Origin of the sequence: Pseudoxanthomonas sp. CF385, from assembly GCF_900104255.1 — a bacterium.
GTDB lineage: Bacteria > Pseudomonadota > Gammaproteobacteria > Xanthomonadales > Xanthomonadaceae > Pseudoxanthomonas_A.
In genome coordinates this window covers 1,204,136-1,229,128 of the sequence record NZ_FNKZ01000001.1, presented here as the reverse complement: position 1 = coordinate 1,229,128, position 24,993 = coordinate 1,204,136, and the positions used below count along the sequence as shown (strand labels likewise).

The following is a 24,993-nucleotide window of genomic DNA, read 5'->3' as shown; positions in this document are numbered from 1 at the left end:
CGTGATCATCTTCACCCACCCCGCCTGCCTGGCCCATGACCCCGGACCCGAACATCCGGAGCGCCCGGCCCGGCTCGAGGTGGTACTGGAGGTCCTGCGGCGCGAACACGGCGACGTCGAATGGCGCGAGGCGCCGATCGTCAAGCTCGGCGACCTGCGCCGGGTGCACGATGAAACCCTGGTCAACGACGTGCTGGACGCCGATGTGGCCGGATACCGGATGCTCGACCCCGACACCGTGATGTGCGCGGCCTCGCCCGCCGCCGCGCTGCGCGCCGCAGGCGCCGGCGTCGCCGCCGTCGATGCGGTGATGAACGGCGAAACGGCCACAGCGTTCTGCGCGGTGCGTCCGCCCGGCCACCACGCCACCAGCGGCACGGCCATGGGCTTTTGCCTGTTCAACAACATCGCCGTGGCGGCCGCCTATGCGTGCGACCGCCACGGGCTGGAACGCGTGGCGGTCGTGGATTTCGACGTCCACCACGGCAACGGCACCCAGGCGATCTTCTACGACGACCCGCGCGTGGCCTACTTCAGCAGCCACGAGTCGGGCATCTACCCGCACAGCGGCGCCCCGTACGAGCGCGGCGCGGGCAATGTGTTCAATGCGCTGCTGCCGCCGGGCAGCGGCGGGTTCCGTTTCCAGAACACCTGGGCGGACGAACTCCTGCCGGCGCTGGACGACTTCAAGCCGCAGCTGCTGCTGATATCCGCCGGCTTCGACGCGCACATGCGGGACCCGCTGGCCGACCTGATGCTGGAGACCGAAGACTTCGGCTGGCTGACGCGGCAGCTGCGCACGCTGGCGCAACGCCATGCCGGCGGGCGCGTGGTCTCCATGCTGGAGGGCGGCTACGACCTGGACGCCCTCCGCGACTCGGTGGCCGCGCACGTCGACGAGCTCCGCTGAGTCCACGGGCACCCGGTCGGCGCACCCTTCCGCCTCGCTGAACCCCGGCCGACACCGTCCTGCGGGCCTTCATTGCCCGCATGCGGGGGATGGGGCAAGCTAACGACCGTTTTTGACCCGCCAGCGAGCCCAGCACCGCGTGCGTCCTGTCCTCCGCCTGCTCCCGTTGCCCTTCAGCATCGCCTTGTGCCTGCCCGCGCTGGCCGACGATGAGAAGCCCGAAAGCTGGGCCCTGTGCCCGGTCCAGGACGTGATCCCCGCGTTCGGAGGGGCGCCACAGCCGTCCGCCGCCGGCAACACCCAGGCCGCCCGGGACCTACGCGCCACCCAACCGACGTCGATCGAAGGCGACAGCCTGGGCGGTACGGAAACCAACCTGGAGTACCAAGGCAACGTCGCGCTCGTCCGGGGCGAACAGTTCCTCGGCGCCGACAACCTCAAGTACGACCAGGAAAAGGATACCTACGTCGCCGATGGCCACATCCGCTATCAGGACGCCGGCATCCGCCTGATCGCCGACAGCGCGCGCGGCGACCAGGGCGCCGATTCGCACCAGATCGACAACGTCCGTTACCAGCTCGTGTCCCGGCGCGGCAACGGCGGCGCCGACCGCATCGACATGAAGGGGCCGGAAGGCAGCCTGCAGCACTCCACCTATTCCACGTGCGATCCCCAGGACCGTCGCTGGGAGCTGCGTTCGCGGCGCATCGACATCAATACCGAGGACGGCTGGGGCGTGGCGCGTGGCGCGACGATCCGGCTCGGCAAGGTACCGGTGCTGTATGTGCCCTACCTGAAGTTCCCGATCGACGACCAGCGCCATACCGGCCTGCTGTACCCGGCCGTCGGCCTGTCGGGCCGCAACGGCTTCGACTGGAAGCAGCCGATCTACCTCAATCTGGCGCCGAACTACGACGCGACGCTGGAGCCGCGCTACATGAGCGAGCGCGGGTTCCAGATGGGCGCCGAGTTCCGTTACCTCTACGAGAAGGGCCGCGGCGAGATCCAGGGCACCTGGATGAACAAGGACGATCTGGTCCGTGATCGCATGAACGATGCGGATTACAGACCCCTGAATCCGAATAATCCGGATCCCGACGACGGCCGCGGCTTCCTCGCCTTCGAGGGCGAACATCGTTTCAGCCGGAACTGGCAGGCGCGCGCCAACCTGATCTGGCTGAGCGATGCGCGATACCAGGAAGATTTCGGCAATTCGCTGTACGGCCAGGCCTATTCGTCGGTGACGAGCACCGCAGGCGTCTACGGTGCTGGCGAGTACTGGAACGCCGGCCTGATGGCGGACCACTGGCAGCTCTCAGACTACCTGAGCAGCGAAGCGTCGTTGCCGCATAATCGTCTGCCACGCGCCTACCTCAACTGGAACCAGCCGCTGAGCCACTGGATAAGCGTGGGCGGGCACGCCGAAGCCGTGAAGTTCCAGCATGATGTGCATCCCGGCGGAAGCCGGCTCGACGTCAAGCCCACCATCTCTTTCCCGCTGCAGGGCGCGTCCTGGTACATCACGCCCACGTTGGCGTACCGCCATACCGAGTACCGCCTTGATCCCGAGCTGGCGCAGACCACGGCGACGGACCGCGCGCGCGCGGCATACGGCATTCCAGCCGATCAGCCCGTGAGCGCGGCGCAGATCGCCGAGTTCTACGATCGCTCACCCAGCCGCAGCCTCCCGATCGGCTCGCTGGACGCAGGCGTGTATTTCGATCGCGAAACCGAGATCAAGGGCGACCGCTTCCTGCAGACGCTGGAGCCGCGGCTGTTCTACCTGAAGGCGCCTTATCGCGAACAGGATGGCCTGCCGATCTTCGATACCCGCCCGTTCAACTTCAGCTACGGCCAGCTGTTCCGCGACAACCGCTACACCGGCCCCGACCGCCAGACCGATGCGAACCAGTTGACCCTGGCCCTGTCCACACGCCTGCTGCGGCAGAAGGACGGCTTCGAGCGTCTGTCGGCCAGCATCGGCCAGATCCGTTACTTCGACGACAGCCGCGTCGTCCTGCCGGGCGAAGTGCCTCTGGAGAAAGGCAAGTCGGCCTGGGTGGTGGACGCGAACTACGCCCCCACCGATCGCTGGACCATCGGCGCCTCGTATCAGTGGGATCCGAAGTTCCGCCGCGAGGACCTGGCCAGCGTCCGTGCCCGCTACCTGCTGCCGGACGACGGCGTGGTCAACATCACCTACAGGCGCCGTCGCGATCTGCTGGAACAGGCGGATTTCTCCTTCCTGTACCCGGTCACCCCGTCCTGGAGCGTGGTAGGCCGCTACTACCATTCGTTCTATCGCGATGCCGCGACCGACCAGGAACCCGGCCTGCTGGAAGGCGTGGCGGGCGTGCAATGGGACAGCTGCTGTCTCGCGGTTCGCGCCCTCGTGCGTCGCTACGTGCGCAACCGCGAGGGTGAAATGAACACGGGCTTCCAGGTCGAGTTCGTCCTGAAGGGCCTGGGCTCGGCCGGCCAGGACACGGAGCGTACCCTGCGCCGTGCTATCCTCGGCTATTACCGAGACGACCTCTATCTCGTCCCGCCGAGCAATATCGCGCAGCGACCGGACGATACCTCCTACGATCCGGATCCGATTCCATGAACAAGCCGTTTTTCAGCCTCCTGGCCGCCAGCCTGCTGGCCTTCTCCACGGTCGCCACGCCGCTCCTGGCCCAGTCGCTCCAGCCGCTGGATCGCATCGCGGCGGTCGTCAACGAAGACGTGGTGCTGCAGAGCGAACTCGATCGCGCCGTGCAGAACGTCATCAGCCAGTACGCCAACCAGCCCGGCCAGCTGCCGCCCCGCGCGGTGCTGGAACGGCAGGTGCTGGAGCGCCTGGTGCTGGTGAAGCTGCAGGTGGCGCGTGCGGCCGAAAGCGGCATCCGCATCGGCGACGCCGAGATCAACAACGCCGTCAACGCGGTCGCCCAGCAGAACCGCACCACGCCCGAAGGCCTGCGCCAGCGCATCGAGGCCGACGGCATGTCCTTCGCCGAGTTCCGCAGCTCGCTCCGCGACGAAATCACCGTACAGCGCCTGCGACAGAGCTATGCGCAGAGCCGCGTGCAGGTGAGCGAGGGCGAAGTCGACGCCGCGATCGCCGCCCAGGCGGCCGCAGGCGCTCAGTACCACCTGGCGCATATCCTGGTGGCGCTGCCCGACGGCGCCAATGCCGAGCAGATCACGACGGGCAAGGGCAAGGTCGATGGCATCAAGGCCCTGATCGACAAGGGCGAACTCGACTTCGCCGCCGCTGCCGTCCGCTATTCCGACAGCCCCAACGCCCTCGAAGGCGGTGACCTCGGCTGGCGCAGCGTCGACGAGATCCCGACGGCCTTCGCCGATCTGCTCAAGGGCATGAGCGCGGGCCAGGTGGTCGGCCCGCTGCGCGGCCCCAGTGGGTTCCAGTTGCTCAAGCTGGTGGAAGTGCGCGACGCGGCGCAGGCCGAGAAGCGCAACGTGACCGAGTACCACGGCCGCCACATCCTCGTGCGCATCACGCCCACCCAGGACGCTGCGGCCGCGAAGGCGAAGATCGACACCTTGCGCGCGCGCATCGCCGGCGGCGCGGACTTCGCCGAGGTGGCGAAGGAATCCACCGAGGACGCCAACAGCCGCGATGAGGGCGGCGACCTGGGCTGGTTCCCCGCCGACGCCTTCGGTCCCGCGTTCGGACAGGAAGTCACCGGCCTCCAGGACGGCCAGGTCAGCGCGCCGTTCCGTACCGACGCGGGCTGGCACATCGTGCAGCGCGTCGAAAGCCGCCAGACCGACGTGACCGACCAGAATCGCCGCGCCCAGGTGCGCGAGACCATCGGCCGTCGCAAGGCCGAGGACGAGTACAACCGCTACCTGCAGGAACTGCGCGGCGAAGCCTACGTCAGCGTCCGCAGCGGCGACCGCGCCGAGACCGCGCCGGGCGGCTGACATGCTGCCCCGGCTCGCCTTGGTGCCGGGCGAGCCGGCGGGCATCGGTCCGGAGCTCTGCGTCCGGCTGGCCCAGCAGCCGCGCACCGACTGCACGTTGCTCGCCTTCGCCGACGCGGCCACGCTGACGTCGGCCGCCGAGGCCCTGGGATTGCCGCTGCAACTGATCGATGAAGACGCCATCGCCACACGCCCCGGCGACCTGCGACTGCGTCCGGTCCCCAATGCAGCACCGAACGTGTTCGGCCACACCGACCCTCGCAATGCGCGGGCGGTCATCGATGCCCTGACGGGCGCGGCCGGCGCCTGCCTGGCGGGCGAGCTCGACGGGGTGGTCACCGGCCCGGTGCACAAGGCCGCGATCAACGCCGGCGGCATCGCCTACAGCGGCACGACCGAACTGCTGGCCGAACAAGCTGGCCGGCCCGTGGTGATGATGCTCGCCAACGAGATCGTCCGCGTGGCGCTGGCCACCACGCACCTGGCGTTGCGCGACGTGCCGGATGCCATCACGGCCGTCGCGCTGGAGGAGGTGCTGCGCATCACCGACCGCGCGCTGCGCAACGACTTCGGCATCGACCGTCCCACCCTCGCCGTCCTCGGGCTCAACCCGCATGCGGGTGAAGCCGGCCACCTGGGGCGCGAAGAGATCGAGGTCATCGAGCCGCTCCTGCATGCCTTGAGGGCGGAGGGCCTGGACCTGGTCGGACCGTTGCCCGCAGACACCGCTTTCCTGCCGCAGAAGTTGCGCGGCTTCGACGCGGTGGTGGCGATGTACCACGACCAGGGCCTGCCGGTACTCAAGTACAGCGGGTTCGAGCAGGCCGTGAACCTGACGCTGGGCCTGCCTTACCCACGCGTGGCCGTCGACCACGGCACGGCGCTGGAGCTTGCCGGCAAAGGGCTTGCCGACCCGTCCAGCCTGTTCGCTGCCGTCGCCACCTGCGCACGCATCGCCGCGATACGACGCGCGCACTGAGCCACGCCGATGCCGCGCGGGCGGCGTTCCCGCATAATCCGCGCATGTCGCATTTCAAGGCTCCCCCCAAGAAGTCCCTCGGCCAGCACTTCCTGACCGATCGCACCTACATCGAGAAGATCGTCATGGCGGTGAATCCGCAGCCGGGCGACCGTCTCGTGGAGATCGGCCCCGGCCAGGGCGCCATCACCTTCCCGTTGCTGCGCAAGCACGGCGAACTGACCGCCATCGAATTCGACCGCGACCTCATCACGCCGCTGATGGAGGCGTCGGAGGGCGTGGGCCGCCTGACCATCATCCACAAGGACGTGCTGGACGTGGATTTCGGCAAGCTCGCCGGCGATGAGGCGCTGCGCCTGGTCGGCAACCTGCCCTACAACCTGTCCTCGCCGATCCTGTTCCACGCCATCGAGCACGCCGCATCGATCCGCGACATGGTCTTCATGCTGCAGAAGGAAGTCGTGGACCGCATGGCCGCGGAACCCGGCAGCAAGGTGTACGGGCGGCTCAGCGTGATGCTGCAGGCCTACTGCCGCGTGGACAGCCTGTTCGTCGTGCCGCCCGGCGCGTTCCGTCCGCCGCCGAAGGTGGATTCGGCCGTGGCGCGGCTGGTGCCGCGCGCCGCGGACCAGGTGGGCATCGATGACCACCGTCGTTTCGCGGACGTGGTGCGTGCCGCCTTCGGTCAGCGCCGCAAGACATTGCGGAATGCCTTGTCCGGCACCTGCAGCACCGAACAGATCGAAGCGGCCGGGCTGCGCCCCGACCTGCGCGCCGAACAGGTCCCGGTTCCCGATTTCATCCGCCTGGCGAACCAGCCCGACGCACCCTGATCGCGCGGGCACCGGCGTTGTTTCCGCTTTGACGTGCCATTGCATACACTGAACGCATGGATTCCCCCGACTACGCCATCGACGTCGACGTCGCCACGCGTTTCCTGGACGACCAGTCCGCGCCCGAGGACGGGCGCTTCGTGTTCGCGTACACCATCCGCATCCACAACCGCGGGCGCGTGCCGGCGCAGTTGCTGCGCCGCCACTGGGTCATCACCGATGCCAACGGCAAGGTGCAGGAAGTGCACGGCGAAGGCGTGGTCGGCGAACAGCCCTGGCTGAGGCCGGGGGAGGACTTCCGTTACACCTCCGGCGCCGTCCTCGAGACGGCCCTGGGCACCATGCAGGGACGCTATGACATGCTCGCCGACGACGGCACCCGCTTCGACGCGCCCATCGCCTCTTTCACCCTGTCCGTTCCGCGGACGCTGCACTGAGGCCCCGGCGCGATGAGTGTCTGGGCCATCGGCGACCTCCAGGGCTGCTACGACGCGACGCAGCGGCTGCTGGAGAAGATCCGCTTCGATCCGGCGCAGGACCGCCTGTGGTTCTGCGGGGACTTGGTGAATCGTGGCGGCCAATCGCTGGAAACGCTGCGCCTGGTGCATTCGCTGCGCGAGCACAGCGTCGTCGTGCTCGGCAACCATGACCTGTCCCTGCTCGCGATCGGCGAACGCTCGCCGGACGAACAGCGCAAGGTGAACCCCGACCTGCAGCGCGTGGTGCTGGCCGACGATGCGCGCATGCTGCTGGACTGGCTGCGCCTGCAGAAACTGCTGCACGTGGACCGCGACCTGGGCTGGATGATGGTGCACGCCGGGTTGGCACCCAAGTGGACGACCACGCTGGCCGAAAAGCACGCGCGCGAAGTCGAAGTCCAGCTTCATGGCAGCGGCTACCGCAAGCTGTTCCGCAACATGTACGGCGACAAGCCGAACTGGGCCCCGCACCTGTCCGGCCACGACCGTTCGCGCGCCATCATCAACGTGCTCACGCGCATGCGCTACTGCACGCCGCGCGGGCGCATGGCGATCGAAGAGAAAGGGGCGCCGGGCCGACAGGCCCAGGGCCTGTATCCCTGGTACGAAGTCCCCGGCCGCGCCGAGCGCGACCTCAAGATCGTCTGCGGCCACTGGTCCACGCTCGGCCTGATGATCGGCCATGGCGTGCATGCGATCGACACCGGCGCGGTATGGGGCGGCAAGCTCACCGCACTGCAGCTGGACACCGACGATGTCCGACTCGTCCAGGTCGCGGGACGCGACGTGCCGCCGCCGCCCAAGGGCGAATTGCCGAAGGATTGAGCATGCGGCGTGCGCAGCGATCGGTGCTGTGCCTGTTGATTGCCACGTTGTCCGCATGCCGCGTGGACGAACCTTCGGTATCCGCACAAGACCCTGACGCGACCCAGGCGGACGCTGCGCCGGTGCCTGCCTCGCCTCCCTTGGTCGCTGCCGCGCGAGCGCAGATCGGGGTGGTGCGCGTCTACGACCCGGCCTACTTCAGCTTGCCGTATCCCGGCGGTGACGTACCGGCCGACCGCGGCGTATGCACCGACGTGGTGATCCGTGCGCTGCGTACGCAGGGATTGGACCTGCAGCGGGTCATCCACGAAGACATGCGCGCGCACTTCGACCTGTATCCGCGGCAATGGGGCCTGAGTCGCCCCGACCGCAACATCGACCATCGACGCGTCCCCAACCAGATGCGCTGGTTCGAACGGCAGGGATGGATGCAGGCCATCGGCGATTCGGTTGACGACTTCTCGCCGGGCGACATCGTCGCGTGGCGGCTCACCGGCAGCGGCCTGCTGCACATCGGCATCGTGTCAGACCGGCGTGGCCACGACGGCACGCCGCTGATCCTGCACAACATCAACGCCGGCACGCAGGAAGACGACCTGCTGTTCCAGCACGCCATCATCGGCCACTACCGTCCGCCGGCAGCACTGTCCCGCGGTTAGCGCGCGCGGTGGTACTCGACGAAGTCGAACGCCATCGCGTGCTTCGCATCCGCCGGATGCGGTTCGCGTGCGACTTCACGCCAGTCCGCAGGATCGAAAGCCGGAAAGAAGGCGTGCGCATCTGCCACCACGGTGTCGATCTCGGTCAGGTGCAGCACGTCGGCGCGGTCCAGCGTCAGCGCATAGACTTCACCGCCGCCGATCACGCACAGCTCGTCAGCGCCCTGCGCCTCGGCGATCGCCATGGCTTCGTCCACGGACGCGACGGCCTGCATGCCAGCAAAAGGCACGCCACCCCGGCGTGTCAGCACCAGGTTCAAGCGGCCAGGCAGCGCGCGCCCCAAGGACTCCGCGGTCTTGCGCCCCATCAGCACCGGTTTGCCCAGCGTCAGCGCCTTGAAGCACTTCAGGTCGTCCGGTAGCCGCCACGGCAGGTCGTTGTCGCGACCGATGGCACGACGGCGGTCGAGGGCAGCGATCAGGGAGATGCGCATCCGTGCCTAGACCGCCACCGGCGCCTTGATCGCCGGATGCGGGTCGTAGCCGAGGATCTCGATGTCGTCGAAGGTGAAGCCGAACAGATCCGTGACGTCGGGGTTGAGATGCAGCGTCGGCAACGCGCGCGGCGCGCGTGCGAGCTGCTCGCGGGCCTGATCGTAGTGGTTCGAATACAGGTGGGCATCGCCCAACGTATGCACGAAGTCGCCGACGCCGAGACCCGTCGCCTGCGCCACCATGTGGGTCAACAGGGCGTAGCTGGCGATATTGAACGGCACACCGAGGAAGATGTCGCCGCTGCGCTGGTACAGCTGGCAGCTGAGCTTGCCGTCGACCACATAGAACTGGAACAGCGAATGGCACGGCATCAGCGCCATCTTCGGCAGTTCGGCCACGTTCCAGGCGCTGATAACCAGGCGGCGCGAATCCGGATTGCGCTTGATCTCGTCTACCAACCACTGCATCTGGTCGACGGTCTTGCCGTCCGCGCCTTCCCAGCTGCGCCACTGCTTGCCGTAGACCGGCCCCAGTTCGCCCTGCGCGTCGGCCCACTCGTCCCAGATGCTGACCTTGTTGTCCTTGAGGTAGGCGATGTTGGTCTCGCCCTTCAGGAACCACAGCAGCTCGTGGATGATCGAGCGCAGGTGGAGCTTCTTGGTAGTGACCAGCGGGAAACCTTCGTTGAGGTCGAAGCGCATCTGCCAGCCGAACACGCTGCGCGTACCGGTGCCGGTACGGTCGGACTTCTCGGCGCCCTGCTCCAGCACGTGGCGCAGCAGGTCCAGGTACTGCTTCATTTCTTGTCTCCGGCAACCGGCGGGGGAACAACGGGGTGCAGCGTCGGCGCACGGCGCGACAGCCACAGCAGATACAGGCCCAGCAGCACCAACGGCACGCTGAGGACCTGACCCTTCGTCAGCCAGTCCCAGGCGACGTAATGGCCTTCGTCCGGAACGCGGACGAATTCCATCAGGAAACGGAACACGCCGTACATCAGTGCGAACAGGCCCGAGATTAGATAGCGCGGACGCGGCTTGCGCGAGACCGTCCACAGCACGACGAACATCACCAGGCCTTCGAGGAACGCCTGGTACAGCTGCGAGGGGTGGCGGGCGAACTGATTCAACGCGCCCGCGGCGTACTGCGCTTTCAGCTGCAACGCATCCAGGTGGCGCAATGCGGGGTCGGTCGGAAAGATCACCCCCCAGTCGGCATGCGTCTGCTTGCCCCACAGCTCGGCGCCGATGAAGTTGCCGAGACGCCCGAATCCCAGTCCGGGCGCGGCGAGCGGCGCGACGAAATCCATGGTGTCGAAGAAATGCAGCCGGTGCTTGCGCGACCACCACAACGCCGCCGCCATGACGCCGAGCAGGCCGCCGTGGAAGCTCATGCCGCCTTCCCACACCTTGAAGATCGACAGCGGATTCTCGAGGAAGGTGCCGAATCCGTAGAACAGCACGTAACCCATGCGTCCGCCCAGCACGACGCCGAGCATGGCGTAGAACATCAGGTCGGAGAACGCGTCGGCATTGACGCCAGGCAGGCGACCCTGCGCGGCGCGCATGCGTCCCAGCCACCAGGCCACGACAAAGGCCAGCAGGTACATCAGGCCGTACCAGTGCAGCTTGACCGGCCCCAGCGAGAAGATGATCGGATCGATCTGGTGGAGGTAGATCATGCGCCTCGGCGTGGCCGGTGGAGATGGGCTATTTTGCCCCACCCCGCCCACGCGTGGATGACCGCGCGCAGTCCCGCCCGCTCAATCCAGCAGGTGCGGACGGTTGGGCAGTTCGTCCTCGTCGACCTGGCCGTCCTGCTGCGGGAAGTGCTGGGCGAGCAGCGCCGAAGCCGCCGCGATGCCATCCAGGACCGCCTGTTCGGCCCGGCCCTCGCCCATGCCCGTCTCGATCAGCTGGCAGACCTCGCGCCACTGCGCGTCGCTGACCCGGCCGGCCAGGCCGCGGTCGGCGACGATCTCGATGCGGTGGTCGGCCAGCAGCAGGTAGATCAGCACGCCGTTGTTGGCCTCGGTGTCCCAGGTGCGCAGGCGGACGAACACCTCGTGCGCGCGCTCGCGCGGCTCCACGCCGGAAATCACGGCGCTGGGCGGCAGGTTGGATTCCACCGCGAACATCACTTCGCCCCGATGCAGGCGCTCGCCGGCTGCGATGGCGTCGGTGATGCGGTGCAGGCTGTCTTCCGGGAACAGCCGGCGCGAAGAGCGCGCGAACAGATGGCGTAGCAGGCGCATCACCAACTCCCCGAGGCGCCACCGCCTCCGGACATGCCACCCCCGCCACCCCAACCGCCGCCGCCGAAACCACCCCCGCCTCCCCCGAAACCGCCGCCTCCCCAGCCACCGCCCCCACCGCCGCCCCAGCCACCCCAGTCGCGATGCCGGGCATAGCCGCCCCGCGTCGACACCGATGCCAGGCCGTACAGCAGGCCGAAGACACCGGCGATGCCGGCGGGAATGAGCGAGGCGAGCAGCAGCGCGACCCCACCGGCGGCAGCGCCGGTGAACAGGCCCCGCAGGCCGGCCGGCGCACGGCCGAACATGCCGCGCACGATGGTCGCCACGATGAAGGCGGCGAACAGCGCGAAGAACCAATCGCCGCCACGCCCGCCACCCGGACTGCCGCGATGGGTGCTGACGGGGGCCGGCAGCGCTTCGCCATCGATCAGTTTCACCAGCACGCCGGTGGCGTCGGTGATGCCGCCGGCGTAGTCGCCGGCGCGGAACCTGGGCACCAGGTATTCCTGGATGACCCGATTGGCGATCGCATCGGGAATCGCACCCTCCAATCCGTAACCGGTGTGGATACGCACGCGCCGGTCGTCCTTCGCCACCACCAGGATGACCGCATCATCCACGCCCTTGCGGCCCAGCTTCCACTGGTCGAACGCGCGCTGGGTGTAGTCGAAGATGTCTTCGGGCTGGGTGCTGGGCACGATAAGCACCTGCAGCTGGCTGCCCTTGCGCTGCTGCAACGCCAGCGCCTGCTGTTCGAGCTGCTGCTTCTGTGCCGCATCCAGCGTGCCGGTGGTGTCGACCACCGGCGAATCCAGCGACGGAATCGCGGCCAACGACTGCGCCCAAGCGGGCGCCGCCCACATCAGCAGGCATAACGCGATCGCGCGCAGGATGGGGGCGATGGACGTGGCTCAGTTGCCGGGCGACGGAGGCGGTGGCGGCGTGGGTGCCTGCGGCGCGGCCGGCGGCGGCGTGCCGAAATCGACGGCCGGGGCTTCGGAGATCGCGGCCTCGTTCTCGACGGTGAAGTTGGGCTTTTCCTTGGCGCCGGTGACCTTGGCGGTGATCACCTGCGGGAACTGGCGGATGTAGGTGTTGTAGTCCTGCACCGTCTGGATGTAGCGGCCGCGCGCGACGGTGATGCGGTTCTCGGTGCCTTCGAGTTGCGCTTGCAGGTCGCGGAAGGACTGGTCGGACTTCAGGTTCGGATAGTTCTCGGTGACGACCAGCAAGCGCGACAGGGCGCTGCCCAGTTCCGTCTGCGCCTGCTGGAACTGCGCCAGCGACGCCGCATCGTCGGCATTGACCTGGATCTGTCCCACCCGCGCACGCGCGTTGGTGACGTCGGTCAGCACCTGGCGTTCCTGCTGGGCGTAGCCCTGCACGGTCTTCACCAGGTTGGGGATCAGGTCGGCGCGGCGCTTGTACTGGTTCAGCACTTCCGACCAACCGGCCTTCACCGCTTCGTCCTTCTGCTGGATGGTGTTGTAGCCGCAGCCGGACAACAGCGCGACCAACAGGACGAGCAACCACAGACGCGACACCTGGCGCATGGCACGACACTCCCTGGATGGACGACACCGATTGCAGCACCTTGCCCATGACGGCGCAAGCATGCACGGCGCGATGCACGGGGCGCGTCCGTTAGGCTTCCGTGAAAAAGGAAGGGCTCCCGAGGGAGCCCTTCGCCAAGCCGTCGGTAGCGCGCCGCGTTACTCGCGCAGCATGCGCTGGTTGGCGCGCTTCTTCGCCCACAGATTGAGGCATTCGACCAGGGCCGAGAAGCCCATCGCGCCGTACAGGTAGCCCTTCTCGATGTGCAGCTCGAAGCCGTCCAGCAGCAGGTAGGCGCCGACCGCCACGATGAAGGCCAGCGCCAGCATCTTGATGGTCGGGTTGTTGTCGATGAACTGGCCCAGCGGGCGCGCCGCCAGCAGCATCACCGCCACCGCCAGCAGGATGGCCGCCACCATCACCGGTGTGTGATTGGCCATGCCGACGGCCGCGATCACCGAGTCCAGCGAGAACACGATGTCGATCACCGCGATCTGCGCGATCACGCCGGCGAACGACACGGCCGGACGCGTGTGCACGTCTTCCGAATCGGGCTCGCCCTTCACCAGCTCCAGGATTTCCTTGGTGCCCTTCACCAGCAGGAACACGCCGCCCAGGATCAGCACCAGGTCGCGCACCGAGATGCCCTGGCCGAACAGGGTGAAGAGGTCGGCGGTCAGGCCGGCCAGCCAGGCCAGGGTCAGCAGCAGCAGGATGCGCGTGATGCAGGCCACCGCGATGCCGAACTTGCGCGCCACTTCGCGCTGGTGCGGCGGCAGCTTGCTGACCGCGATGGAGATGAAGACCAGGTTGTCGATGCCCAGCACGATCTCGATCGCACTCAGCGTGACCAGCGTGATCCACACCTGCGGATCGGTAAGCAATTCCATCATCGGGGAGTACCTAGGTTCAGATCAGGAGTTCACAGGAAGCGCGGCGCGAGGATCAGCGCCCAGCACAGCAGCACGTTCATCATCAGCACGAACACGGCGGCGGAGCCCATGTCCTTGGCCCGGCCGGCCAGTTCGTGGTGTTCCGGGCCATAGCGTTCGATCACCGCTTCCACGGCGGAATTCAGCAACTCGGCCGCCAGCACCAGCAGGCAGCTGCCGATCATCACCGCGCGTTCCAGGCCGGTCTGCCCCAGCCACAGGGCCAGCGGCGCCAGGACCACCAGCAGGTAGACCTCGAGGCGGAACGAGGATTCGTGCATCCAGGCCGCCCGCAGGCCCTGCAGGGACCAGACGGTGGCTTTCAGGATGCGGCCGGGGCCGCGGGGTAGATGTCCGGTTTCGTCTGCCATGGGGCGGGTAGAGGCGGAAGTGGCCCCGCATCGGCCCTGGCCGGTCGGGCCGAGGCCGGATCCAGCGAAGGGACATGTCGGGTGGAGCCGGCGCAGTCACCGCGCCAAGGTGTCGATTTTGCCACAAGGCGCCACCGGGACGTGCCCGCGCGGTTTGCATCGCCCCGGATGGGCTGGTCCACTGGGGGCCCGCCCGAGCCGAAGGAGCCCTCCCCCGTGCCTTTCCTGAATGCCGCTCGCCTGCCGCTGTTCTCCGCCGCGCTGGCCGCTCTGCTGGTCGCCTGCGCCAGCAGCCCGACGACGACGACCCCGGCCGCCGCTGCGACACCTGCCCCGGCCAAGAGCGCACCGCGCATTCCCGAACAGGTGTCGAACCCGGCCTGGGAAGCCGACATGCAGCGCTTCGAAGCCGCCGACGCGCAGTCGCCGCCGCCACGCGGCGGCGTGCTGTTCATCGGCAGTTCGTCGATCCGCTTCTGGGACACGCTGGCGCAGGACTTCCCCGGTGTGCCCGTCATCAACCGCGGCTTCGGCGGCTCCGAGCTGCGCGACAGCACCTGGTACGCCGACCGCATCCTCGTGCCGTACGCGCCGCGCCAGATCCTGATCTATGCCGGCGACAACGACCTCAACGCCGGACGCACGCCCCAGCAATTGCATGCGGACTTCATCGCGTTCGTCGAACGCGTGCGCCGCGACCTGCCGAAGGCGAAGATCGCCTACATCAGCAACAAGCCGAGCCCGTCGCGTGCGCAACTGCTGTCCGTGCAGCGCGAGGCGAATACCTTGATCCAGGCCGAAGCCAAGCGCCTGGGCGTGGACTACATCGACATCTTCACGCCCATGCTGGATGCGACGGGCCAGCCGGACGAGAACCTGTTCATCGAAGACCGCCTGCACATGAATCGCGCCGGCTATGTCATCTGGCAACGCGTGATCGCGCCTTACGTGAAGTAACGACTCGCAAAAAAAGAAGCCCGGCGATGCCGGGCTTCTTCGTTTCACCGTGCGTTCGCGTCAGAAGCCGCTGACGTTGAGGCGTCCGCCGGTCACCGTCTTGCCCTGCAGCGACGGCGTCGGCACGGTCGCCCCGAGGATCGCCGCCTTGATCTGGGCGGCGGTCACGCCAGGACGCGTGGACGCATACAGCGCCGCTGCGCCCGTCACATGCGGCGTCGCCATCGAGGTGCCGCTGTAGCTGGCATAGCCGGATACCAGCTTGCCTTTCGACGACGTCGGTACCGTCGACCAGATGCCGTAGCCGGGCGCACCCAGGTCGACGGTGGTGGCACCGTAGTTGTAGACCAGCGCACCGGTCGAGCGGATCGCGGCCACCGAGATGATGCTCGCGTTCGGGTACGCCGCCGGATAGCACGCACCCGACGTATTGCCTTCGCAGTTCACGCTGTCGTTGCCGGCGGCGACGATCGTCAGGATCTCGGCCTGGCCCGCGCGATCAATGGCATCGCTCAATGCCTGCGAATAGCCACCACCGCCCCACGAATTGTTGGTCGCCACCAGGTTCAGTCCGTGGCGGGTCTTGAGGTCGGTGAAGTAATCCAGCGCCTTGACGGCATTGGCCGTGTTGCCGCCACGGCGGCCGAGGAACTTGCCGCTGATCAGCTTCACGCCGCTCCAGCACACGCCGGCCACGCCCTTTGCGTTGCCGCCCGCACCCGCGATGGTGCCGGAGACGTGCGTGCCGTGATCGTCGTTGGCGCCGCCGGAATTGATGTCGTTGCTGTTGCCGTCGAAGTCCCAGCCGCGTACGTCGTCGACGTAACCATTGCCGTCGTTGTCCACGCCATCGACCGGATCGTACGGGTTGGTCCAGATGTTGGCCGCGAGGTCTTCGTGGGTGTAGTAGATGCCTTCGTCGATCACGCCGACCACGACATTGCCGCAGCTGGTGTGACCCGCGGCCCACGCTTCGGAGGCCTGCGAGCCGTATGCGTTCGCGGGCGTGCCCGCATCGCCGTACATGCCCCACAGCGAACCGTTGGTGGAATAGGTGTCGTTGGAGACCGCGTTGTGCTGGTAGGTCCAGTTCGGCTCGGCGTACTCGACGGCCGGATCGGCGCTCAGCGCCTGCACGGCGGCGGACAGGTCGACGTTGCCGGGCAGCTTCAGCAGCGCGATCTCGCCACGGCGACCGTTGCCGCGACGCACCGTGTCCAGCTTCTGCGCACCCAGGCCATGGGCGACGGCGTCGCGGTCGGCGGCGACGGCACCGTCACGGTACTTCACCAGCAATTCGCCGCTGGCATGGGGCTTGCCTTCCTTCAGTCCCTTGATCACCAGATCGGGCCTGCCGCCCGCACTGGCCGCCTGTGCCGCTCCCATGGCCACCAGCGTCAGTCCCACCCATACCGCCATGCGATTCTTCTTCATAGAACGATCCGACTCCGCGTGTTGTGATGACTGCGCCGAGCGACGCAGCGGGCCGAATCTAGCTTGTAATTTCGATTCTAGATGTTCAATTTGACTCACACTTTCAGCGCACTCGCGCGCGTGCAAGATGGCACCGGTAGCCATGAGAATCGCTCGCATCGCAGCGACTGGATCCGCTGCGATGCGACGCGCCATTCGCAGACGATCAACGCCTGCGCGGCGCCCCTTCCGGCTGGTGCAGGCTGAGCACGTTGCCATCCGGATCGAGGAAATCCAGCGACAGTCCGCCGTCCGGCGATTCGCTCACCGGCACCACTATCTCCACGCCTTTCGCGGCCAGCGCTTCGGCGTGTTCGTCGATGCCGCCCTGCAGACTGAAAACGACCACCGGCGATTCGCCCGTGCGCGCCTCGCGTGGGATGAACACCAGGTTCAGGTCGCCGACATCGCCGACGGCGAACGGACCGTCGTGGCCCTCCACGACCTGCACGGGCAGGCCGAGCGTGTCGCGGTAGAAGACGACCGACCGGGTCAGGTCGGAGACGAAGAAGACGATGGCGCCCACCTTGCAGTTGTTGATCATGGGAGTTCCTCCTGTGTGATTCCCTTCTCTTCGTTGCCGCGGCGCCGCGATGTGTGAGCGCGCGCATCGATCAGGACGAGGTGGCCGTCCGGATCGTGCGTACCCAGACCCTCGCCGACCCGCATGGCGGCCTTCAGCGCCCGCCGCACCAGGCCGAACTGCAGGTCGACGGACCGGGGCGGATCGCGCACGTAGGCCAGGGCCAGGCTTTCGGCGCGCATCTCAGGCGTCTGCAGTGCCAGCGCGCGGCGGATCCGCGTCAGCCGCTGGCGGAACGCCGTGGGCTCGATCCGCAGGATCCAGCGGATCTCGTCCGCCGACAGCCCGTGCAGGGCCAGCACCGCGAGCCGGCGTGCCGAAGGCGGCAGCGTCGTGAGCCAGGCAGGCAGCACGCGGTGTTCCGGCGGCATGGATAAGGTATCGAAGGAGTCGTCGCCTTGCAGCGCGACCGCGGCCTCGCGACGTCGCCGGCGCACGCTCCCGCGCGCCGCCAGGGCGGCCTGGCGCCGCAGTACGCCGGACAGCCACGGCAGATCGTGCCGGCCGGCCACGCACGCGGCGAGCAGCGTCTGCTGCACGAGGTCTTCGGCGTCCTCCACGCGCCGGCACAGGCGCAGGGCCTGCGCGCGCAACCGGCGATAGGCGACCAGCGTCAATGCATCCTGCCCCTCGGCGTGCGTCACTCAGTCGTCCCGATGGATGGCGGTACCGCGACTGCCGTCGGGACGGATCCAACCCCGGTACATGCCGCGCGTACTGAGGACCAGCACCACGTTGCCGTCGCGGTCCAGTGCGATCACGCCGCCGTCGCCCCCGTGCGCGGGCACTTCGCCCAGCACCACGTCCTCGGCGGCGTCGCGCAGCCGGTCGCCGCGGTACGCCACCCGCGCCGCGATATCGTGGGCGACGACGTTGCGGATGTAGTACTCGCCCCAGCCGGTACAGGATACGGCGCAATGCGCATCGGCCCAGGTGCCTGCGCCGATCAGCGGCGAGTCGCCCACGCGGCCCCAGCGCTTGTTCGTCATGCCACCCGTCGATGTCGCCGCGGCGAGATGGCCGCGACTGTCGAGCGCGACCGCCCCCACCGTGCCGAAATAGCGCCCGCGCAAGTCCGGGCTGGCCTGCCAGGTCTGCTGTTCGTGGCGTTGCGCTTCCGCCAGTTGCAGCCGGCGCGGTTCGGTGGAGAACCATTCGTTCGGCACCCGCTCGATCTCCGGATGCAGGTCGGCGAACTGCTCTGCACCGGACCCGATCAGGAACACATGCGGCGAATCCTCCAGCACGCGCCGGGCGAGCCGCACCGGATGGCGCACGCTGGACACGCCGGCGATCGCACCGGCGCGGCGGTGCTGGCCGTCCATGATCGAGGCATCGAGTTCGTGGCGACCGTCGGCGGTGAACACCGCGCCGCGCCCTGCATTGAAGTAGGGCGAATCCTCCAGCACGCAGACCGCGGCTTCCACGGCGTCCAGTGCGCTGCCGCCCACGGCGAGCACGCTGTGGCCGGCATCGAGGGCGTGGTCGAGGTCCGCGTGGATCCGCTGCGCGGTGGCGTCGCCGAGCGTCGCCATGTCGATCACGCCCGCCCCGCCGTGGATGGCCAGCGCAAGCGGCCTGCGCGGGGAATGCGTGCTCATGGCGCCCTCCGGTCTGCGTGACCCGACGGCGCCAGCATACTCCGCGCTACTGCGAACGGAGCGCTTCGATCGGATCCAGCTGCGAGGCCTTGCGCGCCGGGTAGTACCCGAAGAACAGACCCGTCGCGATCGAGAAGCCGGCGGCGAGGCCGATCACCTGCCCGTTCAACGCCACCGGCAGCTCGCTGAACTTGCCGACCAGCAACGCGCCGACGATGCCGATGACGATGCCCAGCACACCGCCGCCCAGCGACAGCAGCATGGCCTCGGCGAGGAACTGCCTGCGCACGTCGCTGGGGCCCGCGCCGACGGCCATGCGCAGGCCGATCTCACGGATGCGCTCGGTCACCGACACCAGCATGATGTTCATGATGCCGATGCCGCCAACGATCAGCGAGATGGTGGCCACCGCGCCGAGCAGCAGCGACATCAGCTTGGTCGTGGCCGTGCGCGTGGCGACGATCTCGGAAATGTTGCGGACGTTGAAGTCGTCCTCTTCGCCCGGGTTGATCTTGTGCCGCTGGCGCAGCAGGGCTTCCACCTCGCCCTGCACATAGCTCAGGTCCTTCGCATCGGACACGGTCAGCGCCACCTGCATCACCGCGCCCGGCGGCAGGCCCATCGAGCCCATCAGGCGGCGGCGCGCGGTCTCCAGCGGCACCATGATGACGTCGTCCTGGTCCTGGCCGAAACCGCCCTGCCCCTTGGGCGCCAGCGTGGCGACCACAGTGAACGGCACGCGGCCCAGGCGGACGGTCTGGCCGACGCCGCTGTCGTCGCCGAACAGCGTGCGGCGCACGGTTTCGCCGAGGATCACCACCTTGCCGGCGCTGGAGTAATCCTGCGCATCGAAACCCTCGCCGTTGGCGATCACCCAGCTGTTGATGTCGAAGAAATCCGCCTGCACGCCCTGCCAACTGGTCGAGGCGTTGTTCTCGGCGAACACGACCTGAGTGTTGCCGCGCAGTGCGCCGGCCACGTACTGCACTTCGGGGATCTCGTTGCGGATCGCGTCGACATCGCCTTCCTTGAGGGTGAAGAAGCTGCTCGAACTCATGCGCACGCCACCGCCGCCGGGGCCACGGCCAGCGCCGGGGCTGATGTCCAGGCGCTGGGAACCGAGGCCGGAGACCAGCTTGTCGATCTCGGCCTGCGTGCCCTGCCCCACCGACACCATCACAATGACCGCGGCGATGCCGATGATCACGCCCAGCGACGTCAGCGCGCTGCGCATCCAGTTGCCGCGCAGCGCATGCAGGGCGGTGCGCAGGATGTCGGAAAACTTCATGGACGGCCTCCCGCGTGATCGAGGTCTTCGTGCAGTTCGCCATCGCGCATCACCAGGATGCGGTCGGCATGCGCGGCGACTTCCGCGTCGTGGGTGATCAGGATGACCGTGTGGCCATCGTCGCGCAGGCGCTTGAACAGGCCCAGGATCTCTTCGCCCGTCTTGCTGTCCAGCGCACCGGTCGGCTCGTCCGCCAGCAGGATCGGCGGCTGGTTGATCAGCGCGCGGGCGATCGCCACGCGTTGCTGTTGGCCGCCGGACAGCTCGTTCGGGCGATGTCCGGCGCGCTCGGCCAGGCCGACCGCGGCCAGCGCCTGGCGCGCGCGTTCGGTGCGTTCGCCCGGCGGTACCTGCGCATAGCCCAGCGGCATCGCCACGTTCTCCAGCGCGGTCATGCGCGGCAGCAGGTGGAAGCCCTGGAACACGAAACCGATCTTCTCCCGGCGCAGGATCGCCAGTTGTTCGGCATCCAGCGTCGCCACGTCGATGCCGTCGCACAGGTAGCGGCCGTCGGTAGGCGTGTCCAGGCAGCCGATCAGGTTCATCAGCGTCGACTTGCCCGACCCGGACGGGCCCATGATCGCGACGAAGTCGCCGCGGTCCACGCGCATGTCCACGCCCCGGAGCGCGACCACTTCCGCCTCGGTGCCGGCGGAATAGACCTTGCCCAGCGTATGCGTCTGGATGACCGGCACGCGGTCGGCGGCGTTCGGGGACGGCGTGCTCATTCCTTCGCGCGCTCGCCCACGACCACGACGTCGCCTTCCTTCACCGGGCCGGAAACCTCCGTGCTGGTCCCGTCGCTGGCGCCGATCCGGACCTGCACCGACTCGGGCTTGCCGTTGACCAATTTGTAGATCGGCGCGCGCTTGGCGCCGAGCAGCGTGCGCAGCTCGCCGTCCCAGCGCTGCTTCTGCGCATCGTCCAGGGTCGCGCGGAACGGCGCGAAGTCCTGCTGCATGCGCTCTGCCATGCGCTGACGGATCTGCGCCTGCATCGCGCCGCTGCCGCCGGTGTTGCCTCCGGAGCGCGGCCCGCCGCCCGGACCGCCGCCGAACATGCTGGCCCCGCCGCGCTGCTGCGCCTGCGCCATGCGTGCGGCCTGGCGTTCGCGCAGCGCGGACAGCGCGGCATCGAACGCGGCCTGCTGCTCGGGCTTGAGCTCAAGGGTGCCGGCCACGCGCACCAGGTCGTCGCTGATGCCGCTGCCGCGGTTCTGCCCACCCTGCTGCGGCGCCTGCGCGGCCGCAGCGGCATTGGCTTCCTCGCCGGTCGGCTTGTAGCGCAGCGCGGCGTTGGAGATCTTGAGGATGTTGTCGCGCTTGCTGACCTCGATCTCGGCGTTGACGGTCAGGCCCGGCAGCAGCGTGCCATCGGTGTTGTCCACGCTGACCACGACCGGATACGTCACCACGTTGTTGGTGGTGGTCGCCGACAGCCGCACCTGCTGCACCTCGCCGCGGAACTGGCGGTCCGCGAAGGCGTCAACGGTGAAGGACACCGACTGGCCCACCTTGACCTGGCCGATGTCGGCTTCGTCGACGGCCAGCTCGATCTTCATCTTCGAAAGGTCTTCGGCGATGGTGAACAGCTCGGGCGCCTGCAGGCTGGCGGCCACGGTCTGGCCGGGCTCGATGGTGCGCGTGAGCACCACGCCATCCACCGGCGAACGGATCACCGTGCGGTCCAGGTTGACCCGGGTGGTCTGGGTGGAAGCGGTCTGCTGGCGGATCGAGGCCTGCGCCGCATTGACCTGCGCGCGGGCCTGGTCGCGCGACGCGCGGGCCAGGTCCACATCGCTCTGGGCAACCAGCTTCTGCTTGCCCAGGTCCGCCTTGCGCGTGTAGTCCAGCTCGGCGTTGGCCAGGGTGGCTTGCGCCTGCTTCAGGTTGGCCTGGGCATTGGCGATCTGCGCGTTGCCCTGCGCGATCTGCGCCTCGTAGGTGCTGGGGTCGATGCGGGCGAGGACTTCGCCCTTCTTGACCTCGCTGTTGTAGTCGACCAGCACGTCGGTCACCTGGCCGGAGATCTGGCTGCCGACGGTGACGGTGGAGATCGCGCTCAGCGTGCCGGTGGCCGAGATGGCCACGCGGATGTCGCCGCGCTCGACGGTGGCGGTGCGATAGGCGCTCTCCGCGGCGTCGCCCTTGCGGGACGTCCACCACCAGGCGCCGCCGCCGAGGAGGGCGACCACGGCGATGCCGAGCAGGACGTTGGGGACGATGGACTTCTTGCGGAGGGAGGAACGTGCAGGCTGGCTCATGCAGTGAGTCGGCTCGGAAGGGGGGATTCGGAAACGGGAACGCACCGGAGGCCGTGGCGTTGACAGCGCCGGACGCCGGTCAGTTGCCGTATAGATTACGGAACGAAGCGGATCGTCGCTGTGGTGCCGCGTCCGAGCTCGCTGTCCAGCTCGATCTTCCAGCCGAACCGGTCGCAGAGCCGGCTGACGATGGACAGGCCCAGGCCGCTGCCGTGGGGCCGGTTGGGGTCGGCGCGGTAGAAGGGCTCGAAGACCCGCACCATCGATTCGGCCGACATGCCGATGCCGGTGTCCCGCACGACCACCCGGTCCGGCTCCAGGATCACGTCGATCCGGCCGCGGTCGGTATAGGCGCAGGCGTTGCGCAGCAGGTTGCTGACCACCACCTGGAACACGCGTGGCGGCGCGTGCAGGCGCGGGCGGGCGTGCAGGGTCACTTCCAGGTCGACCGGCTTGTTGAGCAGCAGGGTGCGTGCGTTCTCGGCCTCGTCCATGACGATGTCCGCCACGTCGAAGTCCTCGCTCTGCGGCTCCACCTCGGCCTCGCGGGCGAGGATGAGGAAGGCGTCGATCACCGCCTCCATGTCGCGGCCGGCGCGCTGGATGCGCTGCAATGCCCGGGCCACGCGCGGCGGCGCGTCTTCGGCCATGCCCATGTCGGTGGCCACGCGGATGACCGTCAGCGGGGTGCGCAGCTCATGGCTGGCGTCGCGGGTGAAGTCGCGTTCGCGCGCGATGTGCGCGGTGACGCGCTGGGCCAGCCCGTGCAGGGCCGAGGCCAGCTGGCGGGCTTCGCCCTGCACGTCGTTGGGCAGGCGGTCCGGCGCCAGGACGCTGACGTCGGGACGGCGCGGATCCCACTCGGCGACCTGCCTTGCCAGCCAGCTGACCGGCGACACCAGCCGTTTGGAGGCCCGATAGGTCAGCCACGACACCAGGTAGATCGCCACCAACGTCATGATGATCGGCACGGTGCCGAAGTAGAACGCCAGGCGCTCGGCCTGCGAGCGCAGGAAGACCAGGTAGAGCCGGCCCGCCGGCTGCTCGTCCACCAGCACCAGCAGGTCGTCGGCCTTGAGTTCGTGGAAGCCCGGCTTCAGCTCGCGCAGGTTCTCCGGCAGCACCAGGTTCGAGTGCCCCTTCAGCACGAGGTAGCCGCGCAGGTTGTGGGTATTCGGCGGCGGCTGCGCGGTGGAGGCGCTGTACAGCTCCCAGAAATGGGTGGCCTCTTCCTGCAGCGCGGTGTTCATCAGGCTGTGCTTGATCACCGCGGAGATCAGGTACACGCCCAGCACGATGGCCAGGCTGACCATGACGGCCTGCAGGATGAAGGCGATCCTGAGCTTGCGTGGCAGTCCGTGGCGCATCGGCGTGTCGTCGGGCGAAGGGCGGATTATGCCGCGCGCCGACGCAGCGGGCTCAACCTATGTCGGCGATGCGGTAGCCCGCGCTCTGCACGGTGTGCAGCAGCGGCTTGTCGAACGGCTTGTCGATCACCTTGCGAAGGTTGTACAGGTGGCTGCGCAGGGTGTCCGAATCCGGCAACCCGTTGCCCCAGATCTCGCGCTCGATCTCCTGGCGCGTCACCACGCGCGGCGATTCGCGCATCAGGATGGTCAGCAGGCGCAGGCCGATGGGCGAGAGCATCAGCTCGGTGCCGCCACGGGTGGCGCGCATGCTCACCGGATCCAGCACCAGGTCGGCCACCTTCAGCACCTCGGCGCCCACCTGGCGGCGCTCGCGGCGGATCAGGGCGCGGAGGCGGGCTTCCAGTTCCTGGATCGCGAAGGGCTTGGTCAGGTAGTCGTCGGCGCCGGAACTCAGGCCGGTCAGCTTGTCGTCCAGGGTGTCGCGCGCGGTCAGCATCAGCACGGGCGTGGACTTCCGCGCCTCGTTGCGCAGCCGCTTGCAGACTTCCATACCGTCCAGGCGCGGCAGCATCAGGTCCAGCACCAGCACGTCGTAGCTGTTTTCCACGGCCAGGCGGTAACCGTCCAGTCCGTCGGTGGCGTAGTCGACCTCGAATCCGCGCCCTTCCAGGTACTCCCCGATCATCTCGGAGATGTTGCGGTTGTCTTCCACCACCAGCACGAGACCTGCGGTTTCCTGACTGTGTCGCATGACGGCTCCTTCTAAAAGCTTCAGGTTTGTGAAACTACCCGGGCGCGGGTAGACGTCATGTGAAGATGGCCGCTGCATTCAGCCGGCAGTTGGGATTAGGCTTCGCCATCCTTCCCCAGACCGCCCCGCCATGATCGAACGCGTCCTGCCCCTGTTCCTGCTGCTGGCCTCCAACGTCTTCATGACCTTCGCCTGGTACGGACACCTCAAGTACAAGTCCGCCCCCCTGTTCGTGGTGATCCTGGCCAGCTGGGGCATCGCCTTCTTCGAGTACACCCTGATGGTGCCGGCCAACCGGATGGGCAGCGCCGTCTACTCGGTCGTCCAGCTGAAGACCATCCAGGAGATCCTGACCCTGCTGGTGTTCGCCGGCTTCAGCACCTGGTACCTGGGCCAGCCGCTGAAGTGGAACCACTACGCCGCCTTCGCCCTGATCGTGGGCGCGGCGTTCCTGATGTTCTACGAATGAGCGGTCGCGGT

26 protein-coding genes and 1 pseudogene are annotated in these 24,993 nt (G+C 68.0%); 10 read left to right on the top strand and 17 right to left on the bottom strand.

All coding sequences use genetic code 11. The features are described from left to right. The first annotated feature begins 1 nt into the window (after position 1). The 8 genes and pseudogenes from BLT45_RS05405 to BLT45_RS05370 all read left to right on the top strand — a co-directional run bounded on the left by BLT45_RS05405 (position 2) and on the right by BLT45_RS05370 (position 8,618). Entirely contained in the window at positions 2-910 is a 909-nt protein-coding gene (locus BLT45_RS05405) for a histone deacetylase family protein (RefSeq protein ID WP_093296133.1), read from the top strand. 139 nt (positions 911-1,049) lie between these two features. After that, the gene (gene lptD / locus BLT45_RS05400) at positions 1,050-3,518 is read left to right on the top strand and encodes an LPS assembly protein LptD (RefSeq protein WP_093298577.1); all 2,469 of its coding nucleotides are present in this window, start codon (positions 1,050-1,052) and stop codon (positions 3,516-3,518) included. Beyond that, positions 3,515-4,825 (top strand): annotated as a pseudogene (locus tag BLT45_RS05395) (peptidylprolyl isomerase); the annotation flags it as partial. The gene lptD and the pseudogene BLT45_RS05395, both read left to right, overlap by 4 nt. A 19-nt stretch (positions 4,826-4,844) precedes the next feature. Beyond that, a complete protein-coding gene (gene pdxA / locus BLT45_RS05390) occupies positions 4,845-5,822 on the top strand; it encodes a 4-hydroxythreonine-4-phosphate dehydrogenase PdxA (RefSeq protein ID WP_093296128.1) in 978 nt (325 codons plus the stop codon). Between the two features lie 44 nt (positions 5,823-5,866). Further along, a complete protein-coding gene (gene rsmA, locus BLT45_RS05385) occupies positions 5,867-6,655 on the top strand; it encodes a 16S rRNA (adenine(1518)-N(6)/adenine(1519)-N(6))-dimethyltransferase RsmA (RefSeq protein ID WP_093296125.1) in 789 nt (262 codons plus the stop codon). A 56-nt stretch (positions 6,656-6,711) separates the two neighbouring features. Further along, positions 6,712-7,092: a Co2+/Mg2+ efflux protein ApaG gene (apaG, locus tag BLT45_RS05380; RefSeq protein WP_093296122.1), complete on the top strand. Its 381-nt coding sequence runs from the start codon at positions 6,712-6,714 to the stop codon at positions 7,090-7,092. A 12-nt stretch (positions 7,093-7,104) separates the two neighbouring features. Continuing rightward, a complete protein-coding gene (locus tag BLT45_RS05375; protein ID WP_093296120.1) occupies positions 7,105-7,959 on the top strand; it encodes a symmetrical bis(5'-nucleosyl)-tetraphosphatase in 855 nt (284 codons plus the stop codon). 2 nt (positions 7,960-7,961) lie between these two features. After that, a complete protein-coding gene (locus BLT45_RS05370) occupies positions 7,962-8,618 on the top strand; it encodes a DUF1287 domain-containing protein (RefSeq protein WP_093296117.1) in 657 nt (218 codons plus the stop codon). Here the strand turns inward: BLT45_RS05370 and BLT45_RS05365 are convergent. The 8 genes from BLT45_RS05365 to BLT45_RS05330 form a co-directional block, all read right to left on the bottom strand. Beyond that, on the bottom strand, positions 8,615-9,112 hold the full coding sequence (locus tag BLT45_RS05365) for a dihydrofolate reductase (RefSeq protein ID WP_175455732.1): 498 nt from the start codon (positions 9,110-9,112) through the stop codon (positions 8,615-8,617). The two genes, BLT45_RS05370 and BLT45_RS05365, sit on opposite strands and share 4 nt — an antisense overlap. A 6-nt stretch (positions 9,113-9,118) precedes the next feature. After that, positions 9,119-9,913 carry a thymidylate synthase gene (locus BLT45_RS05360; protein ID WP_093296114.1) on the bottom strand — a complete coding sequence of 265 codons (795 nt, stop codon included), beginning with the start codon at positions 9,911-9,913 and terminating at the stop codon, positions 9,119-9,121. After that, positions 9,910-10,794: a prolipoprotein diacylglyceryl transferase gene (gene lgt / locus BLT45_RS05355; RefSeq protein ID WP_093296111.1), complete on the bottom strand. Its 885-nt coding sequence runs from the start codon at positions 10,792-10,794 to the stop codon at positions 9,910-9,912. Before lgt ends, BLT45_RS05360 begins: the two co-directional genes overlap by 4 nt. A gap of 81 nt (positions 10,795-10,875) precedes the next feature. After that, entirely contained in the window at positions 10,876-11,367 is a 492-nt protein-coding gene (locus tag BLT45_RS05350) for a TPM domain-containing protein (protein ID WP_093296108.1), read from the bottom strand. Continuing rightward, positions 11,367-12,233: a TPM domain-containing protein gene (locus BLT45_RS05345; RefSeq protein WP_093296105.1), complete on the bottom strand. Its 867-nt coding sequence runs from the start codon at positions 12,231-12,233 to the stop codon at positions 11,367-11,369. The genes BLT45_RS05350 and BLT45_RS05345 overlap by 1 nt, the downstream gene beginning before the upstream one ends. Before the next feature lie 48 nt (positions 12,234-12,281). Continuing rightward, entirely contained in the window at positions 12,282-12,923 is a 642-nt protein-coding gene (locus tag BLT45_RS05340) for a LemA family protein (protein WP_093296102.1), read from the bottom strand. 159 nt (positions 12,924-13,082) lie between these two features. Further along, positions 13,083-13,817: a TerC family protein gene (locus tag BLT45_RS05335; protein ID WP_093296099.1), complete on the bottom strand. Its 735-nt coding sequence runs from the start codon at positions 13,815-13,817 to the stop codon at positions 13,083-13,085. A gap of 29 nt (positions 13,818-13,846) precedes the next feature. Then, positions 13,847-14,227, bottom strand: coding sequence for a diacylglycerol kinase (locus tag BLT45_RS05330; protein ID WP_093296096.1), 381 nt, complete (start codon positions 14,225-14,227; stop codon positions 13,847-13,849). A 216-nt stretch (positions 14,228-14,443) separates the two neighbouring features. On the opposite strand from BLT45_RS05330, the gene BLT45_RS05325 reads away from it, so the two are divergent. After that, the gene (locus BLT45_RS05325; RefSeq protein WP_254771791.1) at positions 14,444-15,184 is read left to right on the top strand and encodes an SGNH/GDSL hydrolase family protein; all 741 of its coding nucleotides are present in this window, start codon (positions 14,444-14,446) and stop codon (positions 15,182-15,184) included. Positions 15,185-15,244: 60 nt separating this feature from the next. Here BLT45_RS05325 and BLT45_RS05320 read toward each other — a convergent pair whose 3' ends face one another. The 9 genes from BLT45_RS05320 to BLT45_RS05280 form a co-directional block, all read right to left on the bottom strand. Further along, positions 15,245-16,618: a S8 family peptidase gene (locus BLT45_RS05320; RefSeq protein WP_217629531.1), complete on the bottom strand. Its 1,374-nt coding sequence runs from the start codon at positions 16,616-16,618 to the stop codon at positions 15,245-15,247. Between the two features lie 205 nt (positions 16,619-16,823). Beyond that, a complete protein-coding gene (locus BLT45_RS05315) occupies positions 16,824-17,201 on the bottom strand; it encodes a VOC family protein (RefSeq protein WP_093296091.1) in 378 nt (125 codons plus the stop codon). After that, on the bottom strand, positions 17,198-17,884 hold the full coding sequence (locus BLT45_RS05310) for an RNA polymerase sigma factor (RefSeq protein ID WP_093296088.1): 687 nt from the start codon (positions 17,882-17,884) through the stop codon (positions 17,198-17,200). Before BLT45_RS05310 ends, BLT45_RS05315 begins: the two co-directional genes overlap by 4 nt. Then, entirely contained in the window at positions 17,885-18,841 is a 957-nt protein-coding gene (locus BLT45_RS05305; RefSeq protein ID WP_093296085.1) for an isoaspartyl peptidase/L-asparaginase family protein, read from the bottom strand. 46 nt (positions 18,842-18,887) lie between these two features. Beyond that, positions 18,888-20,129 (bottom strand): ABC transporter permease, encoded by a 1,242-nt coding sequence (locus tag BLT45_RS05300; protein WP_093296082.1) that lies wholly within the window; start codon positions 20,127-20,129, stop codon positions 18,888-18,890. After that, entirely contained in the window at positions 20,126-20,857 is a 732-nt protein-coding gene (locus BLT45_RS05295) for an ABC transporter ATP-binding protein (RefSeq protein ID WP_093296079.1), read from the bottom strand. Before BLT45_RS05295 ends, BLT45_RS05300 begins: the two co-directional genes overlap by 4 nt. Then, on the bottom strand, positions 20,854-22,392 hold the full coding sequence (locus BLT45_RS05290; protein ID WP_093296077.1) for an efflux RND transporter periplasmic adaptor subunit: 1,539 nt from the start codon (positions 22,390-22,392) through the stop codon (positions 20,854-20,856). Before BLT45_RS05290 ends, BLT45_RS05295 begins: the two co-directional genes overlap by 4 nt. A gap of 95 nt (positions 22,393-22,487) precedes the next feature. After that, complete coding sequence (locus BLT45_RS05285; RefSeq protein WP_093296074.1) at positions 22,488-23,759, bottom strand: sensor histidine kinase; 1,272 nt, start codon at positions 23,757-23,759, stop codon at positions 22,488-22,490. 52 nt (positions 23,760-23,811) lie between these two features. Beyond that, a complete protein-coding gene (locus tag BLT45_RS05280; RefSeq protein WP_056879702.1) occupies positions 23,812-24,513 on the bottom strand; it encodes a response regulator transcription factor in 702 nt (233 codons plus the stop codon). Positions 24,514-24,643: 130 nt separating this feature from the next. On the opposite strand from BLT45_RS05280, the gene BLT45_RS05275 reads away from it, so the two are divergent. Beyond that, positions 24,644-24,982, top strand: a complete 339-nt coding sequence (locus BLT45_RS05275) for a DMT family protein (protein WP_093296071.1) — start codon at positions 24,644-24,646, stop codon at positions 24,980-24,982. Positions 24,983-24,993 lie beyond the last annotated feature (11 nt).

Excerpts from the sequence above, each read along its gene's own strand:
- pdxA (WP_093296128.1), top strand. The coding sequence starts at position 4,845 with ATGCTGCCCCGGCTCGCCTTGGTGCCGGGCGAGCCGGCGGGCATCGGT.
- rsmA (WP_093296125.1), top strand. The coding sequence starts at position 5,867 with ATGTCGCATTTCAAGGCTCCCCCCAAGAAGTCCCTCGGCCAGCACTTC.
- apaG (WP_093296122.1), top strand. The coding sequence starts at position 6,712 with ATGGATTCCCCCGACTACGCCATCGACGTCGACGTCGCCACGCGTTTC.
- BLT45_RS05375 (WP_093296120.1), top strand. The coding sequence starts at position 7,105 with ATGAGTGTCTGGGCCATCGGCGACCTCCAGGGCTGCTACGACGCGACG.
- BLT45_RS05370 (WP_093296117.1), top strand. The coding sequence starts at position 7,962 with ATGCGGCGTGCGCAGCGATCGGTGCTGTGCCTGTTGATTGCCACGTTG.
- BLT45_RS05365 (WP_175455732.1), bottom strand. The coding sequence starts at position 9,112 with ATGCGCATCTCCCTGATCGCTGCCCTCGACCGCCGTCGTGCCATCGGT.
- BLT45_RS05360 (WP_093296114.1), bottom strand. The coding sequence starts at position 9,913 with ATGAAGCAGTACCTGGACCTGCTGCGCCACGTGCTGGAGCAGGGCGCC.
- lgt (WP_093296111.1), bottom strand. The coding sequence starts at position 10,794 with ATGATCTACCTCCACCAGATCGATCCGATCATCTTCTCGCTGGGGCCG.
- BLT45_RS05350 (WP_093296108.1), bottom strand. The coding sequence starts at position 11,367 with ATGCGCCTGCTACGCCATCTGTTCGCGCGCTCTTCGCGCCGGCTGTTC.
- BLT45_RS05345 (WP_093296105.1), bottom strand. The coding sequence starts at position 12,233 with ATGTGGGCGGCGCCCGCTTGGGCGCAGTCGTTGGCCGCGATTCCGTCG.
- BLT45_RS05340 (WP_093296102.1), bottom strand. The coding sequence starts at position 12,923 with ATGCGCCAGGTGTCGCGTCTGTGGTTGCTCGTCCTGTTGGTCGCGCTG.
- BLT45_RS05335 (WP_093296099.1), bottom strand. The coding sequence starts at position 13,817 with ATGATGGAATTGCTTACCGATCCGCAGGTGTGGATCACGCTGGTCACG.
- BLT45_RS05330 (WP_093296096.1), bottom strand. The coding sequence starts at position 14,227 with ATGGCAGACGAAACCGGACATCTACCCCGCGGCCCCGGCCGCATCCTG.
- BLT45_RS05320 (WP_217629531.1), bottom strand. The coding sequence starts at position 16,618 with ATGAAGAAGAATCGCATGGCGGTATGGGTGGGACTGACGCTGGTGGCC.
- BLT45_RS05315 (WP_093296091.1), bottom strand. The coding sequence starts at position 17,201 with ATGATCAACAACTGCAAGGTGGGCGCCATCGTCTTCTTCGTCTCCGAC.
- BLT45_RS05305 (WP_093296085.1), bottom strand. The coding sequence starts at position 18,841 with ATGAGCACGCATTCCCCGCGCAGGCCGCTTGCGCTGGCCATCCACGGC.
- BLT45_RS05300 (WP_093296082.1), bottom strand. The coding sequence starts at position 20,129 with ATGAAGTTTTCCGACATCCTGCGCACCGCCCTGCATGCGCTGCGCGGC.
- BLT45_RS05295 (WP_093296079.1), bottom strand. The coding sequence starts at position 20,857 with ATGAGCACGCCGTCCCCGAACGCCGCCGACCGCGTGCCGGTCATCCAG.
- BLT45_RS05290 (WP_093296077.1), bottom strand. The coding sequence starts at position 22,392 with ATGAGCCAGCCTGCACGTTCCTCCCTCCGCAAGAAGTCCATCGTCCCC.
- BLT45_RS05285 (WP_093296074.1), bottom strand. The coding sequence starts at position 23,759 with ATGCGCCACGGACTGCCACGCAAGCTCAGGATCGCCTTCATCCTGCAG.
- BLT45_RS05280 (WP_056879702.1), bottom strand. The coding sequence starts at position 24,513 with ATGCGACACAGTCAGGAAACCGCAGGTCTCGTGCTGGTGGTGGAAGAC.
- BLT45_RS05275 (WP_093296071.1), top strand. The coding sequence starts at position 24,644 with ATGATCGAACGCGTCCTGCCCCTGTTCCTGCTGCTGGCCTCCAACGTC.